This is a genomic window from Klebsiella michiganensis, from assembly GCF_015139575.1.
Taxonomy (GTDB): Bacteria; Pseudomonadota; Gammaproteobacteria; order Enterobacterales; family Enterobacteriaceae; genus Klebsiella; species Klebsiella michiganensis.
The window spans coordinates 5,285,790-5,301,426 of the sequence record NZ_AP022547.1; the positions used below are offsets into that span (position 1 = coordinate 5,285,790).

11 protein-coding genes are annotated in these 15,637 nt (G+C 57.3%); 4 read left to right on the top strand and 7 right to left on the bottom strand.

The annotated features are described in order from the left end of the window. Positions 1-107 precede the first annotated feature (107 nt). The 5 genes from JLG71_RS24730 to iolD form a co-directional block, all read right to left on the bottom strand. Complete coding sequence (locus JLG71_RS24730) at positions 108-1,607, bottom strand: sugar porter family MFS transporter (protein ID WP_116279971.1); 1,500 nt, start codon at positions 1,605-1,607, stop codon at positions 108-110. A 168-nt stretch (positions 1,608-1,775) separates the two neighbouring features. Further along, the gene (gene iolE / locus JLG71_RS24735; protein WP_004098147.1) at positions 1,776-2,675 is read right to left on the bottom strand and encodes a myo-inosose-2 dehydratase; all 900 of its coding nucleotides are present in this window, start codon (positions 2,673-2,675) and stop codon (positions 1,776-1,778) included. Between the two features lie 25 nt (positions 2,676-2,700). Next, complete coding sequence (locus tag JLG71_RS24740) at positions 2,701-3,585, bottom strand: sugar phosphate isomerase/epimerase family protein (RefSeq protein WP_048261956.1); 885 nt, start codon at positions 3,583-3,585, stop codon at positions 2,701-2,703. A 41-nt stretch (positions 3,586-3,626) separates the two neighbouring features. Further along, complete coding sequence (locus JLG71_RS24745; RefSeq protein ID WP_004098145.1) at positions 3,627-4,640, bottom strand: Gfo/Idh/MocA family protein; 1,014 nt, start codon at positions 4,638-4,640, stop codon at positions 3,627-3,629. Positions 4,641-4,688: 48 nt separating this feature from the next. Further along, complete coding sequence (gene iolD / locus JLG71_RS24750; protein ID WP_048261958.1) at positions 4,689-6,629, bottom strand: 3D-(3,5/4)-trihydroxycyclohexane-1,2-dione acylhydrolase (decyclizing); 1,941 nt, start codon at positions 6,627-6,629, stop codon at positions 4,689-4,691. A 525-nt stretch (positions 6,630-7,154) separates the two neighbouring features. Here iolD and JLG71_RS24755 point away from each other — a divergent pair. Together JLG71_RS24755 and JLG71_RS24760 are read left to right on the top strand one after the other, a co-directional pair. Further along, a complete protein-coding gene (locus JLG71_RS24755) occupies positions 7,155-9,068 on the top strand; it encodes a bifunctional 5-dehydro-2-deoxygluconokinase/5-dehydro-2-deoxyphosphogluconate aldolase (RefSeq protein WP_014227681.1) in 1,914 nt (637 codons plus the stop codon). 151 nt (positions 9,069-9,219) lie between these two features. Then, on the top strand, positions 9,220-10,077 hold the full coding sequence (locus tag JLG71_RS24760; RefSeq protein ID WP_004098142.1) for a MurR/RpiR family transcriptional regulator: 858 nt from the start codon (positions 9,220-9,222) through the stop codon (positions 10,075-10,077). Between the two features lie 430 nt (positions 10,078-10,507). Here the strand turns inward: JLG71_RS24760 and iolB are convergent, their stop codons facing one another. Further along, positions 10,508-11,317: a 5-deoxy-glucuronate isomerase gene (iolB, locus tag JLG71_RS24765; protein WP_025107465.1), complete on the bottom strand. Its 810-nt coding sequence runs from the start codon at positions 11,315-11,317 to the stop codon at positions 10,508-10,510. An 18-nt stretch (positions 11,318-11,335) separates the two neighbouring features. Next, the gene (locus tag JLG71_RS24770) at positions 11,336-12,841 is read right to left on the bottom strand and encodes a CoA-acylating methylmalonate-semialdehyde dehydrogenase (protein WP_046878196.1); all 1,506 of its coding nucleotides are present in this window, start codon (positions 12,839-12,841) and stop codon (positions 11,336-11,338) included. A gap of 361 nt (positions 12,842-13,202) precedes the next feature. Here JLG71_RS24770 and JLG71_RS24775 point away from each other — a divergent pair, with 361 nt between their 5' ends. Then, complete coding sequence (locus tag JLG71_RS24775) at positions 13,203-14,024, top strand: TIM barrel protein (RefSeq protein WP_032747679.1); 822 nt, start codon at positions 13,203-13,205, stop codon at positions 14,022-14,024. An 86-nt stretch (positions 14,025-14,110) separates the two neighbouring features. Then, a complete protein-coding gene (locus JLG71_RS24780) occupies positions 14,111-15,613 on the top strand; it encodes a helicase HerA-like C-terminal domain-containing protein (RefSeq protein ID WP_014227677.1) in 1,503 nt (500 codons plus the stop codon). Positions 15,614-15,637: the final 24 nt, after the last annotated feature.

Here is a 15,637-nt window from a genome sequence, read left to right on the forward strand (position 1 = left end):
CCTCCCCCTTTTCAAGGGGAGGGGATCGTTCGATACGGCTCGTTAGCCCGGTCCGTGCAGACCGCTGAGCACCGCTCCAGCATTGCAGATACCGTTGGCAATCAGCCTTACACTTTATCTGCCTGCGATTCAGCCACTATTCGCCGGGCCCTGGCGGCCTGCCCTTCTTCACTGGTGTCCAGCTTATCCCGCAGATAGTGCTCGATTTGTTCAAGACTACGGTGGCGGGTTTCCGGTACGCATTTAATCACGAATATCGCACCGAATACGCCAATACCGGCGAAGATAAAGAAGGTGCCTGAAAGCCCTAACCACGCCAGCAGTATCGGGAAGAACAGGGAGATCAGGAAGTTGGCAATCCACATTGAAAATACCGCCCCTCCCATAAAAATACCGCGCAGGCGAGTTGGAAATATTTCCGACATGAGCAGCCAGGTCACTGGCGATAGCGCCCCCTGCTGAAAGCTCAGAAACAGTAACATCCCTGCCAGAACCATATAGGCGCGCAGCGCATCAGGCTGGCCGTTAACCGTCTCCGGCAGCAGATAACTGACCGCACCGATAAAGACCAGGCAGGCGGTGCAGCCGAACTGACCAATCATGGTCATCGGGCGACGGCCAATTTTGCCAAGCATCCAGATGCCAACGAATGTCATCAATACTGAGACTACGCCATTGGCAATAGTGGCAAACAGCGCGGCATTATCAGTCATACCAACCGAGGTCAGTACCGTGGGGGCATAGTACATAATGGTATTTACACCGGTAAGCTGTTGGATAACCGCTATACCAATACCGATCATAAACAGCTTGAACAACCACGGGGTCATAATCTCGCTGAACCGGGGCTTACCGAGATTGCGCTGCTCATCCAGCGTTTCGGTGATCTCCAGCAGCTCCCACTCAACATCATCTTTATGCCGGGTGCGCTCAAGCACGCGACGGGCTTCCGCCAGGCACCCTTTCATCGCGTACCAGCGCGGTGAATCCGGCATAAACATCATGCCAAACCAGAGCAGCACGGCGGGTAGCGTCGCCACCGCCAGCATCCAGCGCCAGGTGCTTTCCCCGCCCCAGACTTCATGGAACGTGGCATTAGAAATATAGGCCAGCAGTTGACCGGATACGATCATCAGCTCCTGCAAAGTAACCAGCTGTCCGCGCTTATTCGCGGGAGCTATCTCGGCAATATAGACCGGAACGGTGGCCGCCGCCCCGCCGACCGCAACGCCGAGAATAAGGCGAAAGAAAATCATCCAGTTAACGTCCGGCGCCATAGAGGTGCCTATCGCGCCGATGGCAAAAAGCACCGCCAGCCACAGAATAATTTTCTTTCTGCCCGCTGCATTCGCCAGATTGCCAGAAAGCAGCGCGCCAAAGGCGGCGCCGAATAGCAGCGAGCTGGTGACCAGACCGGTGGTAAAGGGAGTAAGATGAAGCTCGGTGCCCATAAAGAGTAAGGCACCGGAAATCACCCCGGTATCATAGCCAAAAAGTAAACCGCCAAGCGTCGCGATCAGGGCGACAACTTTTACAAAGGGCGTTGTCGGGGTCTCGCTATTCGGTCCCGACGCTTTATTGAGTGTAAGATATTGTTCCTTAGACATAATAGACTCCAGTAACCCGCCTTGTTTGAGGGAAGATTTGCTCTAGTCTGAATGCAGAGGCCGAGGCCTCACCGACGTGTTGTTTTCGTTCTACGTCTTGAGCTACTGCTGAGTGATGGGGTAAAAAAAGCAGGCCATACGACGTATGGCCTGAAAATAAAACAACGATTAGATTCCTGCCGTCTCGCGGATATATTTGCGCGCTTTTACGGCGTATTCGAATGGGTTGGCCAGCGCCGGATCCTGCTCGGCCTCAACCACCATCCAGCCTTTATAACCATGCTCGTCCAGCAGCTTGAACACCGGACGGAAATCAATGACGCCGTCGCCCGGCACGGTGAAGGTCCCCTTCTTCACGCCGTCCAGGAAGGAGAGCCCTTCGCGACGCACCTGCTCGATCACCGGCGGACGCACGTCTTTCAGGTGCACGTGGTTAATGCGCGGCAGATATTTTTTCAGAATCGCCAGCATCGGCTCTTCGCCGCCTTCGGAATACCAGGCGTGTCCGGTGTCGTAGAGCAGGAAGACTTTGTCATCCACCAGCGACATAAACTTGTCGATCTCTGCCGTCGTCTGGATACCGGTGCCCATATGGTGGTGCAGACAAACCTGCATGCCCTTTTCCGCCGCCAGACGACCGAGGGTGTTATAGCCTTCCGCCACCCGCTGCCACTCTTCTTCGCTAAAGCACGGTTTCGCATTCTCCAGGATGGGCTTTTCCAGCCCCTGGATGCTGCCGCTCTGCTCAGAGCAGCCGATCACTTTCGCGCCCATAGCATGCAGGAAATTCATGTGGTTAACGAATTCATCAATAGTCTTTTCCCGCTGGCCGTTAGCAAAAAAGGTGCTGAACCAGGCGTTGCAAATCTGAATGCCGCGGATATCCAGCATCGGCTTGAGAACCGCCGGATCGCGTGGATATTTGCTGCCGACTTCGCTGCCGGTAAAGCCCGCCAGCGCCATTTCGCTGACGATTTGCTGGAAAGTATTCTCGCTGCCCAGCTCCGGCATATCGTCGTTAGTCCAGCCAATCGGGGCGATAGCCAGTTTTACGTTATCTTTGTTCATAGTAGGGGGCTCCTGCCGCTGCGCCTTACCGGCGCAGCAATTCACGTTCGATGAGTTCACGGGTTTCCACTGCCTGGTATTTCATTTTTTCCGGGTAGCCGAACAGCGAGGTGGCCACGATAGGCTCACCGCCGACCTTGAAGGTCTGCTCGGCAAATTTCATATCGCGCAGGGTGCGGAACAGCGCGTCGAAATCAACATCCCCTTCCCCGACGCCCACGTGCTGGTGAACGACGGCATCTACGCCCGGCGGGTTAACGATATAGCGGCAGTGTTTTGTATGGTTGCGGGTATCCGCGATCAGCACATGGGAGAGATCGCTTCCCGCGTAGCGCAGCATCTTCTCAACGTCGCCCACGCCTTTGTCATAGAAAAAGGTATGCGGGACGCTGTAAACGTACTTAACGTTATCGCTGCGGAACGACTTCACGATATCGACGGTTTCGTTGTTCTCTTCGCAGAAGTCCCACGGATGTGCCTGAATTTCAACGCGGATGCCTTCGCGCTCAAAAATCGGCAGCAGTTCTTCCATGGAGCGATAGAACATCTCATCGCAAATCTCCGGCTGGTTAGGATCGCCGGAGAACTCGGTGTTGATCACCTGAACACCCATTTCAACCGCGATTTCGATCAGCCGTTTCCAGTTTTTCACTGCCGCCTGACGGCGCAGCTCATCCGGACCGGACCAGCGGTAGACGCAGATAAACGAGGAGATCTCCACGCCGGTATCGCGCAGCGCCTGCTTGTACTCAGCCATAATTTCCCGGCTGGCGCGCGGGTGCTTGTAGAACGGGTTGATCTGCGGGTGCGGCGATTGCTCAATGTACTTGTAGCCCCACTCCGCCACCTGGTGGACCATTCGGGTTACCCCGAGGTCTTTAATGACATCAACGTCAAAAGCAATTTTCATCGTCGTTACCTGTGCAAAGAAGTTCCGTCAGCAAAGCGGGATTAGCGTTTGTAGAATGCCGGGCATTCAGGCAGCGTCACCTCAACCGGCTCGCTGGTTTCCTGGGCTTTGATACAGGCGTCGGCAGCAACGGACGCCGCGTAGCCATCCCATGCCGATGGGCCGTGCAGCTGGCCGGCCTGAACATCATTGATAAAGGCTTGTAGTTCAACGTCATACGCTTTGATAAAGCGATCCTTCCAGTCGGTCAGGATAGCGGTCGACAGGTTAGCGGCTTTGCGCATTTGCACAGCCGACGGCTCAGGCAGGCGGGCAATCCCGGTTTCCCCTACCACTTCACACTGGATGTCGTAGCCGTACTGGCAGTTCACGAAGACTTCCACGTCGATCAACGTGCCTTTTTTGGTTTCAAACGACACGATCTGCGGGTCTTTCAGGCGCGCGTGGGTGTGGGACGTGGAGCGTGGGAAGCGCACCTGCACGGAAACATAGTCGTCATTCAGCAGCCAGCGCAGAACGTCCAGTTCGTGAATCAGGGTGTTGGTGATCGCCATGTTGGTAATGTAATCCTCGCCCACCGACTGGTTGCGGTGCGCGCAGCGCAGCATCAGCGGCGCGCCGATGTCGCCGTCATCGATCACTTTTTTCAGCGCCAGATAGCCTTCGTCGTAAGGGCGCATAAATCCAACCTGCACCAGGCGGCGACCGGCTTTCATTTCCGCATCAACGATGCGGCGGCAGCCTTCCGCGCTCATCGCCAGCGGCTTCTCGCAGAACACCGGCTTCCCGGCGGCGATGGCGGCCAGGGTGTACTCTTCGTGGGTGGGATCCCATGAGGTGACCAGAATAGCGTCCACGTCGCTGGCCTTAATCACGTCATGACCGTCGGCGTACACTTCGGCATGCACGCCCGGCAGCGCAACCGCGGCGCGGGCGTTCTCTTCGTTGATATCCGAAACCGCCACTACCGTGGCTCCCTGCAGTACCTGAGTGCAGCGACGGATATGCTCTTTACCGATAGCGCCGGCACCGATGACACCTAATTTGAGTGACATAGTTGGTTTTCTCCCGAGATTTGTAGGGTTCAGGGTTTGTGTTCTGTTTTAGTAATCCCGCGCCTGAGCGCGTTTTTCATTGATCATTTGCGCCACCTTGCGGATCCGCTCGGAGAGCGCAGACTGCGCGACGCCGACGTTCCACCAGCTGCCGTATTTGTGCACCATGGTTTTCGGCAGCACTTTAATGTCTATCAGGGTGCTGACGGTTTCGCGGCGCGCGGCGTCCAGCGCGTGGCGTAGTTCTTCTAGCGTCGTGACGCGCCAGGTTTTGCAGCCGTAGCCGGCAGCGACGGTGGCGAAATCTACCGGCACCAGGCCGCCCTGCAGCTGGCCCGATTCGGCGCAGCGGAAGCGGAACTCGGTGCCGAAGCTGTCCATACCGTGCTCCATCTGCAGGTTGTTAATGCAGCCGTTGGCCATGTTGTCGAGTAGCACGATGTTGATCTTCGCGCGCTCCTGCAGGGAGGTCACCAGCTCGGAGTGCAGCATCATGAACGAGCCGTCGCCGACCAGCGAATAGACCTCGCTTTGCGGTTGGGCTAACTTCACGCCCAGCGCGGCGCTGACTTCGTACCCCATGCAGGAGTAGCCGTATTCCACGTGATAGGTATTGGTGGCCCGATTGCGCCAGACGCGCTGCAGGTCTCCCGGCAGGCTCCCCGCCGCCGCTACAATCACCGCATCCGCCGGCAGCGTTTCGTTGAGTACGCCAAGGACGCTGCTTTGCGTCAGGGTGGAGTCGGTTATCTGGCGAAATTCGCGATACACCGATTCCCGATCCAAATGGTCGTCGATTTCCGGGACGAAAGCGGTTTCCTGCCACACCGCCTGGTAAACGCGCTGGGTCTCTTTCAGCTGGCGGCTCTGCACGCTTTCAATCTGCTCGCCCCAGCCAGCCTGCCAGGATTCGCCGGACAGGGCGTCGTCCAGGGCAGTGAGGGCTTCGCGAGCATCCGCCAGCATCGGGATGCCATCCAGCTTCCAGGCGTCGAAGTTGCTGACGTTAATATTGAGGAAGCGCACGTCCGGGTGCTGGAAAATCCATTTTGACGAGGTGGTGAAATCGCTGAAACGCGTGCCGAGACCGATGACCAGATCCGCCTCTTTCGCCAGCAGGTTCGCCGCCAGGCAGCCGGTTTCGCCGACGCCGCCCACGTTATACGGATGCGAAGAGACAACGCTGCCTTTACCCGCCTGGGTTTCGGCAAACGGCACGCCGTAGCGCTCGGCAAAACGGGTCAACGCCTCGCCGGCGCCGGAGTATTTCACCCCGCCGCCGCAGACGATCAGCGGCTTACGGCTGGCTTTAATCGCCGCCACGGCATCCGCCAGCTGCGCGGCGCTGGCCGGACGGCGATCAAGGCGGTGTACCCGGCGGGTAAAGAAGGATTCCGGATAATCCCAGGCTTCACCCTGGACATCCTGCGGCAGACAAAGCGTGACCGCACCGGTTTCCGCCGGGTCGGTCAACACGCGCATGGCGTTGATGCAGGCGCTCATCAGCTGTTCCGGACGGGTGATGCGATCCCAGTATTTACTCACCGCGCGAAACGCGTCGTTAGTGGTAATGCTGAGATCGTGGCTCTGTTCGATTTGCTGCAGCACCGGGTCAGGCTGGCGGGTCGCAAACACATCCCCCGGCAGCAGCAGCAGCGGGATGCGGTTGGCGGTCGCGGTGGCGGCAGCGGTAATCATGTTCGCCGCGCCGGGGCCAATGGAGGAGGTGCAGGCAATAATCTGACGACGCAGGGACTGTCTGGCAAAACCGGTGGCGACATGCGCCATCCCTTGCTCGTTACGCCCCTGATAGACCCGCATTTCACCGCTATCTTGTTCAAGGGCCTGGCCCATTCCCAGCACGTTGCCGTGGCCAAAGATAGCAAAGATGCCTTTGACGAACTTATGCTCTTCGCCATCGACTTCCAGGTACTGGTTATCCAGGAACTTCACCAGCGCCTGCGCCATTGTCAGTCTCAGTTTGCCCATGTTGCCCAATCCTTATTGTTCAGTATTTGCGTGTGGGTTCGCGTTTTGCCCTGCACAGCGATACAGCGATGAGTCAGGGAAATCGTTAACGTCACTGGAATACTTCTGGATTATAGGCAAACATTTTTTTCATTAAATAGAAATACAGAAGAAATATTTCATTTTGCGAGAGCGATCAAACTCTCTATGCATTTCACCCGTTTCATTCGCATCCTGTATACGGGATAACGCGCAAATTACGCGGCCCACCTCTTAATATCCCCTTAAAAATCATAGGTAAAGACCGCGTCTAAACGGGCTCCAGTTCAACTTTCAGCGGCAGCCCAGGATCCGAGGCAGAATGAGGCTCAGCGCGGCATAGTGGTATATCCCTCACATTTTTGGTTTTTTAATTTCGATCTAGTTTGCAAATGAAATATTTATTTCTCAAACTAGAGATAACCAATAACCCTCAGGCTGTTTTCGGAGACGCTGTCGGTATCCCGACTCTTCCGTACAGCAGAAATGCAAAAGGAAACCCTAGCTATGAATGCAGCAGTAAAGCGACTCGACGTCATCTGTATTGGCCGGGTGGCAGTCGATCTCTATGCCCAGCAGATTGGCGCGAGGCTGGAAGATGTCGCCAGTTTTTCTAAATACCTGGGTGGCTCTTCCGGCAACGTCGCCTTCGGCACCGCCATTCAGGGATTAAAATCGGCAATGCTCGCTCGCGTGGGCGATGAGCATAATGGTCGTTTTCTACGCGAAACCCTGAGCCGCGCCGGCGTCGATACCGAATATCTGATCACCGATAAGCAGCGCCTGACGGCGTTAGTGATGCTGGGGATTAAAGATCAGGAGACGTTTCCGCTGATTTTTTACCGCGATAACTGCGCCGACATGGCCCTTTCGCCAGAAGATATTAAGGAAGAGTACATCGCCTCTTCCCGGGCGCTGGCGGTAACCGGCACCCACCTTTCGCACGCCAACACGCGCGAAGCGGTGCTGAAGGCGCTGGAGTACGCCCGCCGTCACGGCCTGCGTACCGCGCTGGATATCGACTATCGTCCGGTGCTTTGGGGGTTAACGTCTTTAGGCGACGGTGAAACGCGTTTCATTGAATCCGGCCAGGTGACCAGCCAGCTGCAGGAAGTCCTGCATCTGTTCGATTTAGTGGTGGGGACAGAAGAGGAGTTTCATATTGCCGGCGGCAGCACCGATACCCTGACCGCGCTGAAAAACGTGCGTAACGCCACGAAAGCGACGCTGGTTTGCAAGCGCGGTCCGATGGGCTGCGTGGTGCTGGAAGGCGCTATTCCCGACAGCTGGGATAGCGTGCCGCTGCAGCAGGGCGTACGCGTAGACGTGCTTAACGTCCTGGGCGCGGGCGATGCCTTTATGTCCGGCCTGCTGCGCGGCTGGCTTAACGATGAAGGTTGGGAGCAGGCCTGCCGCTACGCTAACGCCTGCGGCGCGCTGGTGGTTTCACGCCACGGCTGCGCGCCCGCAATGCCGACCAAAGCCGAGCTTGACGACTATCTGTCGCGGGCAGAATCGGTGCCGCGTCCGGATATCGACGATCGTCTCAACCATCTCCATCGCGTCACCAGCCGCCGCCAGGCGTGGCCGGAGCTGTGCATTTTCGCCTTTGACCACCGTAAACAGCTGGCAGATCTGGCGCTGGAAACCGGGCGTGATGAATCCTGCATTCCGCAGCTGAAGCTGCTGCTGCTGGCAGCCGCGGAAGCCGCCGCAGACGAAGCCGGTCTTGACGGTCGCAGCGGCATCCTCGCCGATGGCACCTACGGCCAGCGCTCGCTCAATGCCATCACCGGCAAGGGCTGGTGGATTGGTCGACCGATTGAAATGCCGAGCTCTCGCCCGCTGCGTCTGGAACACGGCAACATCGGTTCCCAGCTGATCGACTGGCCGCTGGAGCACGTGGTGAAATGCCTGGTCTTCTATCATCCGGCCGATCCGGCCGAGCTGCGCGCCGAACAGGATGCGCTGCTGCTGGAGGTCTGGCAGGCGTGCAACAAGTCCGGGCATGAGCTGCTGCTGGAAATCATCCTGCCGGAAAACGGCCCGGATAAAGATGAACGCCACTACCACGACATGCTGGAGCACTTCTATCAACTGGGCATCCAGCCGGACTGGTGGAAGCTGCCGCCGCTGTCGAGCGCGGAATGGGAAAGGATTGGCAAACTGATTGCACGCGAAGATAGCTGGTGCCGCGGGATCTTAATCCTCGGCCTGGACGCCCCTTCGGACCGTCTGCGCGCCGGTTTTGCCGAAGCGGCGAAGCATCCGATGATCAAAGGTTTTGCCGTAGGACGCACCATTTTTGGCCAGCCTTCACGGCGCTGGATGCAGGGAGAGCTCAGCGACGAGGCGCTGATTAACGAAGTGAAACGCAACTACCTCACGCTCATCGGCTACTGGCGAGAAGCCCGCGGCTGATTCGGCCCAGGCCCGCATCCTCTTCAGAAGATGCGGGCTTTTTTCTGGATCTTCGTGAAATGAATCGCGTATTTCATCGTAGTAAATGAAAAATTCGCTTCATTTGATACACTGGAAATTATATTCCTTTCATTTTCTCAGAGCGCAATCTATGGCCAATAATCCGACCCAACTTACCATCTTGCAGGATGAAATCAGGCGTCGCTACGACACGTTAAGCAAACGCCTGAAACAGGTAGCCCGCTATATTCTCGATAACAGCAATAGCGTGGCTTTCGACACCGTGGCCTCTATCGCGCAACAAGCTGACGTCCCCCCTTCCACGCTAATCCGCTTCGCTAACGCCTTTGGTTTTAGCGGCTTCAACGAAATGAAGCAGATGTTCAAGCAGCATCTGATGGAAGAGACGGCTAACTATACCGAGCGCGCGCGTCTGTTCCGCCAGACCACGACGGATGACGCAACCCCGCCGGAAACGCCGACCGAAATCCTGAATATGTTCACCATGGTCAATACCCAGGCGCTGCAGCAGCTGGCGATGCAGACCTCCGGCGACGATCTGCAGCGCGCGGTCGCGCTGCTGGCGGAAGCGGAGAATATCTACGTTATTGGCCTGCGCCGCTCCTTTAGCGTCGCCTCCTATCTGACCTACGCCCTGCGCCATCTGGACCGTAAAGCGTTCCTGATTGACGGTCTGGGCGGCATGTTTACCGAGCAGCTGAGCCTGGTCGGGCCGAAAGATGTCGTGGTGGCGGTGAGCTTCTCTCCGTATGCGCGGGAAGTGGTTGAACTGGTGGAGCTCGGCGCGCAGCGTAAAGCACGACAGATAGCGATTACCGACAGCCAGGTCAGCCCGCTGGCGGCCTTCAGCGATGTCTGCTTTGTGGTGCGCGAGGCGCAGGTTGATGGTTTCCGCTCGCAGGTGGCCTCGCTGTGCCTGGCCCAGACGCTGGCGGTCTCGCTGGCGCTGAACAGCAGCAAAGATGCAGAGACGAAGCAGCTGGCTTAAGCTTTTCATTATTCCCGGATGCGACGTAAACGTCTTATCCGGGCTACTTGTCCGCAGATGACGGTAAACCCGTAGCACGGCTAAGCGCAGCGCGAGCCGGGGTGCAGCTGGCTTAAGTTTTTCATGACTCCCGGATGGCAATGTACACGTCTTATCCGGGCTACTTGTCCGCAGACGACGGTAAACCCGTAGCCCGGCTAAGCGCAGCGCGAGCCGGGGGTGCAGCTGGCTTAAGCTTTTCATTATTCCCGGATTGCGACGTAAACGTCTTATCCGGGCTACTTGTCCGCAGATGACGGTAAAACCGTAGCCCGGCTAAGCGCAGCGCGAGCCGGGGATATGGCAGAATTGCGACGACGATCTTATTCGGGTAACAGGATCAAAAAGGCCGGCTAGCATGGCTAACCGGCCTTTTTATCCTCAACCGATGCTAATCGTGGCGGGGATAATCAGGGCTATTGATCCACGCGTGATCCTCTTCCCAGGTAAACATCCATTTGCGATCCGGGCCGGCCATCACGTTCAGATAGTAGCTGTCATATCCGGCAATCGCCGCCACCGGATGGTAGCCGCGCGGCACCATGACCACATCGTGGTTGTAGGGGGCCATGCAGGCATCAAGGCTGCGGTCATCGGTATAGACGCGCTGGAAGGCAAAACCCTGCGGCGGATCGAAACGGTGATAGTAGGTCTCTTCCAGCTGGGTTTCCTGGCCCGGCAGCGCCGTGTCGTGCTTGTGCGACGGCCAGGAGCTGGTCGCCCCTTCCTCGGTGTAAACCTCCACCACCAGCAGGCAGTCCGCCTGCGCGCTATCCGGCAGAATATTGTGCACCAGCCGCTGGTTACGCCCTTTACCGCGATGCTCTACGCCCACATCCTGCGGGGAGATAACCCGTGCAGGGAAGGTTCCTTTACCCGGGGCGCTGCATACGGCCAGCTCGAGGTCAGAATCTGCCGTCACTTCGACTTTATCCTGCGGCGGCACGTAGACTGACCAAGGCGGCGTCCGCTCAAACGGCGACATACGCTGGCCGAGGTTCGGGAAATCCGCCTGCGTGGTTTTTACCGAAGCCAGGCCGGCAACCAGCACCAGGCACAGTTCGCGATCGCCGCTTTCCAGGGTGACGGTTTGCCCTTTCTTTAACATCCAGACATCAAAACCAATGTACTTCCACCCCGCGCTCTGCGGGGTGATGTGCTGAATCTGCCCTTCTTTTTTTGCTTTAGCCAGTAAAGACATGGCGCTCTCCTTCGCCGATTAGCCTAACGTCGGCATACTGAATTCAGATACGGTTTGCTGACCCTGCGGCCAGCGGACGGTGGCGGTTTTCATACGCGTATAGAAGCGCACGCCGTCCGGGCCATGGACGTTCAGTGCGCCGAATACGGAGCGTTTCCAGCCGCCAAAGCTATGGAAGGCCATGGGAACGGGTACCGGTACGTTGACCCCAACCATTCCGGCCTGGACATCATGGACAAATTCACGCGCGGTGTGGCCGTTGCTGGTAAAGACGGCGCTACCGTTGCCGAACTCATGGCTGTTCACCAGCTCCAGCGCGCTGTGGTAATCCGCCACGCGAACAATCCCCAGCACCGGGCCAAAAATCTCTTCGCGCCAGATAGTCATCTCCGGCGTGACGTTGTCGAACAGCGTTCCGCCGACATAGTATCCCTCTTCAAACCCGGGCACCTGCGGCTTGCGTCCGTCAACCACCAGCGTCGCCCCCTCGCTGACCCCTTTATCAATATATCCCAGCACTTTTTTCTGATGGGTATCGGAGACGACCGGCCCCATTTCGTTCTCTTCTTTTCCGCGCATACAGCCCGGCCCAACCTTCAGGGATTCCACCAGCGGCTTCAGGCGCGCAATCAGTTTATCCGCCGTTTCATCACCCACGGCAACCACCACCGGCAGCGCCATGCAGCGCTCGCCCGCCGAGCCGAACGCGCCGCCCATAATGGCATTCACGGTGGCATCAAGATCGGCATCCGGCATCACAATCGCGTGGTTTTTCGCCGCGCCAAACGCCTGTACCCGCTTGCCATAAGCGCTGGCGGTTTTATAAATATGCTCCGCCACGCCGGAAGATCCGACAAAGCTTACCGCCGCGATCCGCGGGTCCCGGTATAGCTGCTCGGCATCTTCGTTGCTGCAGTGCACGACGTTAAAGACGCCATCCGGCAGACCCGCTTCTTTCAGCAATTCCGCCAGACGCACCGCGGCAGTAGGCGCCAGCGCTGGCGGCTTCAGGACAAAGCTGTTGCCGCAGGCCAGCGCCAGCGGGAACATCCACATCGGTACCATCGCCGGGAAGTTGAACGGCGTAATGCCCGCTACCACGCCCAGCGGCTGCATCAGAGAATAGCTATCAACGCCGGTGCCGACATCCGATGAGAACTCCCCTTTGATCAGGTGCGGAATACCGCAGGCAAACTCAACGACTTCCATGCCGCGCGTCAGCTCCCCCATCGCGTCGGAAAACACTTTACCGTGCTCGCTGACGATAATCCCCGCCAGCTCTTCAGCGTGCTGTTCCAGTAACATTTTAAAATTGAACATCACGCGGGCGCGGCGCAGCGGCGTGGTGCGCGACCAGCTTTCAAAAGCATCACGCGCCACCTGAATGGCGTCAGAGACTTCCTGCGCGGTCGATAGCGTGACTTCGCGGACCACTTTGCCCGTCGCGGGGTCGAAAACCGGCATTGTTTTGCTGCTGCCGCTGGTAACGGTTTTCCCGCCAATAAAGTTTCCTGTGATAGTCATGCTCTCGCCTCATCTGTATGGGGTATCGGGGGCCAACGCAGTACGGCCCATTACTGGATCTGCTGTGCTGTAACCGTAGTAAAATGAAATTAATATTTCAATATTGATGACTAGTGAAATTCTATTTTGGTGATGATGGTCGCAATTTCGTGTAAGAAATTGCCGGCTTGCGGACTAAAGCACGATAAAAAGAGTTGAGATTTAGCGCCACCTGCAACCCGTGCTCTTTTAAATGCAGCAGAAAAATATTTTGCGAGTCGGCTCAAAAAATCACCATTTCATACATTGCTAATTTTGGAATAAATGTTTTGACTATGAGGCATTCGAACGAATCCGATCCCTACATTTCTGGAGAGTCAAAATGGCTATTGCATCGCAACGTTTCTGCATCAACCGCAAGATCGCCCCGTCACTCAGCATTGAGGCCTTTTTCCGGCTGGTGAACAGCCTGGGGTTGAACAAAGTCGAGCTACGTAACGACCTCCCCAGCGGAAAAGTAACCGACGACCTGAGCCACCAGCAGGTGCGAGAGCTGGCTGACCGCTACCATATTGAGATCCTCACTATCAATGCGGTCTACCCCTTCAACTGCCGCACCGCAGAGGTTCGTAGCCTGACGGAGTCATTGCTGAAAGAAGCCAAAGCCGTTGGTGCCAAATCGCTGGTGCTGTGCCCGCTGAACGATGGTACCGAGGTTCCGGCGAGCGAAACCCTTAACGCCCTGCGTGACCTGGCGCCGCTATTCGCCTTCTACGGTATTCAGGGGCTGGTGGAGCCGCTCGGTTTCCCGCAGAGCTCGCTCCGCTCCTCGGCGCAGGCGCAAACGCTGATCCACGACGCGCGGGTGCCGTTTAAGCTGCTGATAGATACCTTCCATCATCATCTTTATCCGCAGGCGGAGCAGGAGTTTAACCAGGTGGATATCGGCGAAATCGGTCTGGTCCATCTTTCCGGCGTAGAGGATACCCGCCCGCGCGAAGCCCTTACCGACAATGAGCGCATCATGCTGACCGCAAAAGACCAGCTGCAAAGCTGCGAGCAGGTCAAAAACCTGGAGGCGCGCGGCTATCAGGGCGTGTATGCGTTCGAACCCTTCGCGCCGGAATTGGCAAACTGGAGCGAAGACGATATCCGCCGCGAAATCGAACAGAGCATCGCGTTAATTCAGCGCCACTGCGCCTGACGTGAATAAGCGAAGGTGTGCGTGATTTACCTCCTTTTGCTATCAGGTTGCCTATACTCGCAGCAGGATAAATGGAGAAATCGCTCATGAGCTCACCTCTGCTGATTGCACGCACGCTGGATAAACAGCTGCATTTACTGCCCGCTATGGCCAACCGCCACGGCTTGATTACCGGCGCCACGGGGACCGGTAAAACCGTCACTCTGCAAAAGCTGGCGGAGTCTTTCTCGGAAATCGGCGTTCCGGTATTTATGGCCGATGTGAAAGGCGACCTCACCGGTATCGCCGAGTCGGGACAAAGTTCGGAAAAGCTGCAGGCGCGTCTGGAAAAAATCGGCGCAACGGACTGGCAGCCGCACGCCAATCCGGTGGTGCTATGGGATATTTTTGGCGAAAAAGGCCACCCGGTTCGCGCCACGGTTTCCGATCTCGGGCCGCTGCTGCTGGCTCGCCTGCTCAACCTCAATGAGGTTCAGTCCGGGGTGCTGAATATCATCTTCCGTATCGCCGACGATCGCGGGCTGCTGCTGCTCGACTTTAAAGACCTGCGCGCCATAACCCAATACATTGGCGACAACGCCAAAGCGTTTCAGAACCAGTACGGCAACATCAGCAGCGCCTCCGTTGGGGCGATTCAGCGCGGATTATTAACCCTGGAGCAGCAGGGCGCGGAGCACTTTTTCGGCGAACCTATGCTCGATATCCAGGACTGGATGCGCGTCGACGCTGAGGGTAAAGGGGTGATTAATATCCTGAGCGCCGAAAAGCTTTACCAGATGCCGAAGCTGTACGCCGCCAGCCTGCTGTGGATGCTCTCCGAGCTTTACGAACGCCTGCCGGAGGCCGGTGACCAGGAGAAGCCAAAGCTGGTCTTTTTCTTTGATGAAGCGCATCTGCTGTTTAACGATGCGCCGCAGGTGCTGCTGGATAAAATCGAGCAGGTCATCCGCCTGATTCGTTCTAAAGCCGTCGGGGTCTATTTTGTTTCACAAAACCCGGCGGACATTCCCGATGCGGTTCTCGGTCAGTTGGGTAATCGCGTGCAGCACGCCCTGCGCGCCTTCACGCCGAAAGACCAAAAAGCGGTAAAAACCGCCGCGCAGACCATGCGCGCGAATCCCGCGTTCAGTACCGAACAGGCGATCCAGGAGCTGGGCACCGGCGAGGCGCTGATCTCCTTTCTTGATGAGAAAGGCAGCCCTTCGATAGTGGAACGCGCGATGGTTATCGCACCCTGCTCGCGTATGGGGCCGGTCACCGATGACGAACGTAACGGGCTGCTTAACCACTCGGCGCTGTACGGAAAATATGAAGAAGAGATCGACCGTGAATCGGCCTTTGAAATGCTGCAACAGGGCGTTCAGAGCACAACGGAGCAGCAGCAATCACCGCCCGCAAAAGGCCAGCAAAACGGCGATGACGACGGTCTGCTCGGCGGGCTCAAAGACATTCTGTTCGGCACCACCGGGCCGCGCGGCGGCAAACGCGACGGCATTGTGCAAACGGCGGCCAGGAGCGCGGTGCGTCAGGTCACCAACCAGATAGTCAGGGGAATGCTGGGAAGCTTACTTGGCGGGCGGAAACGCTAAAAAAAGCCCCCTTTCTGAATTCAG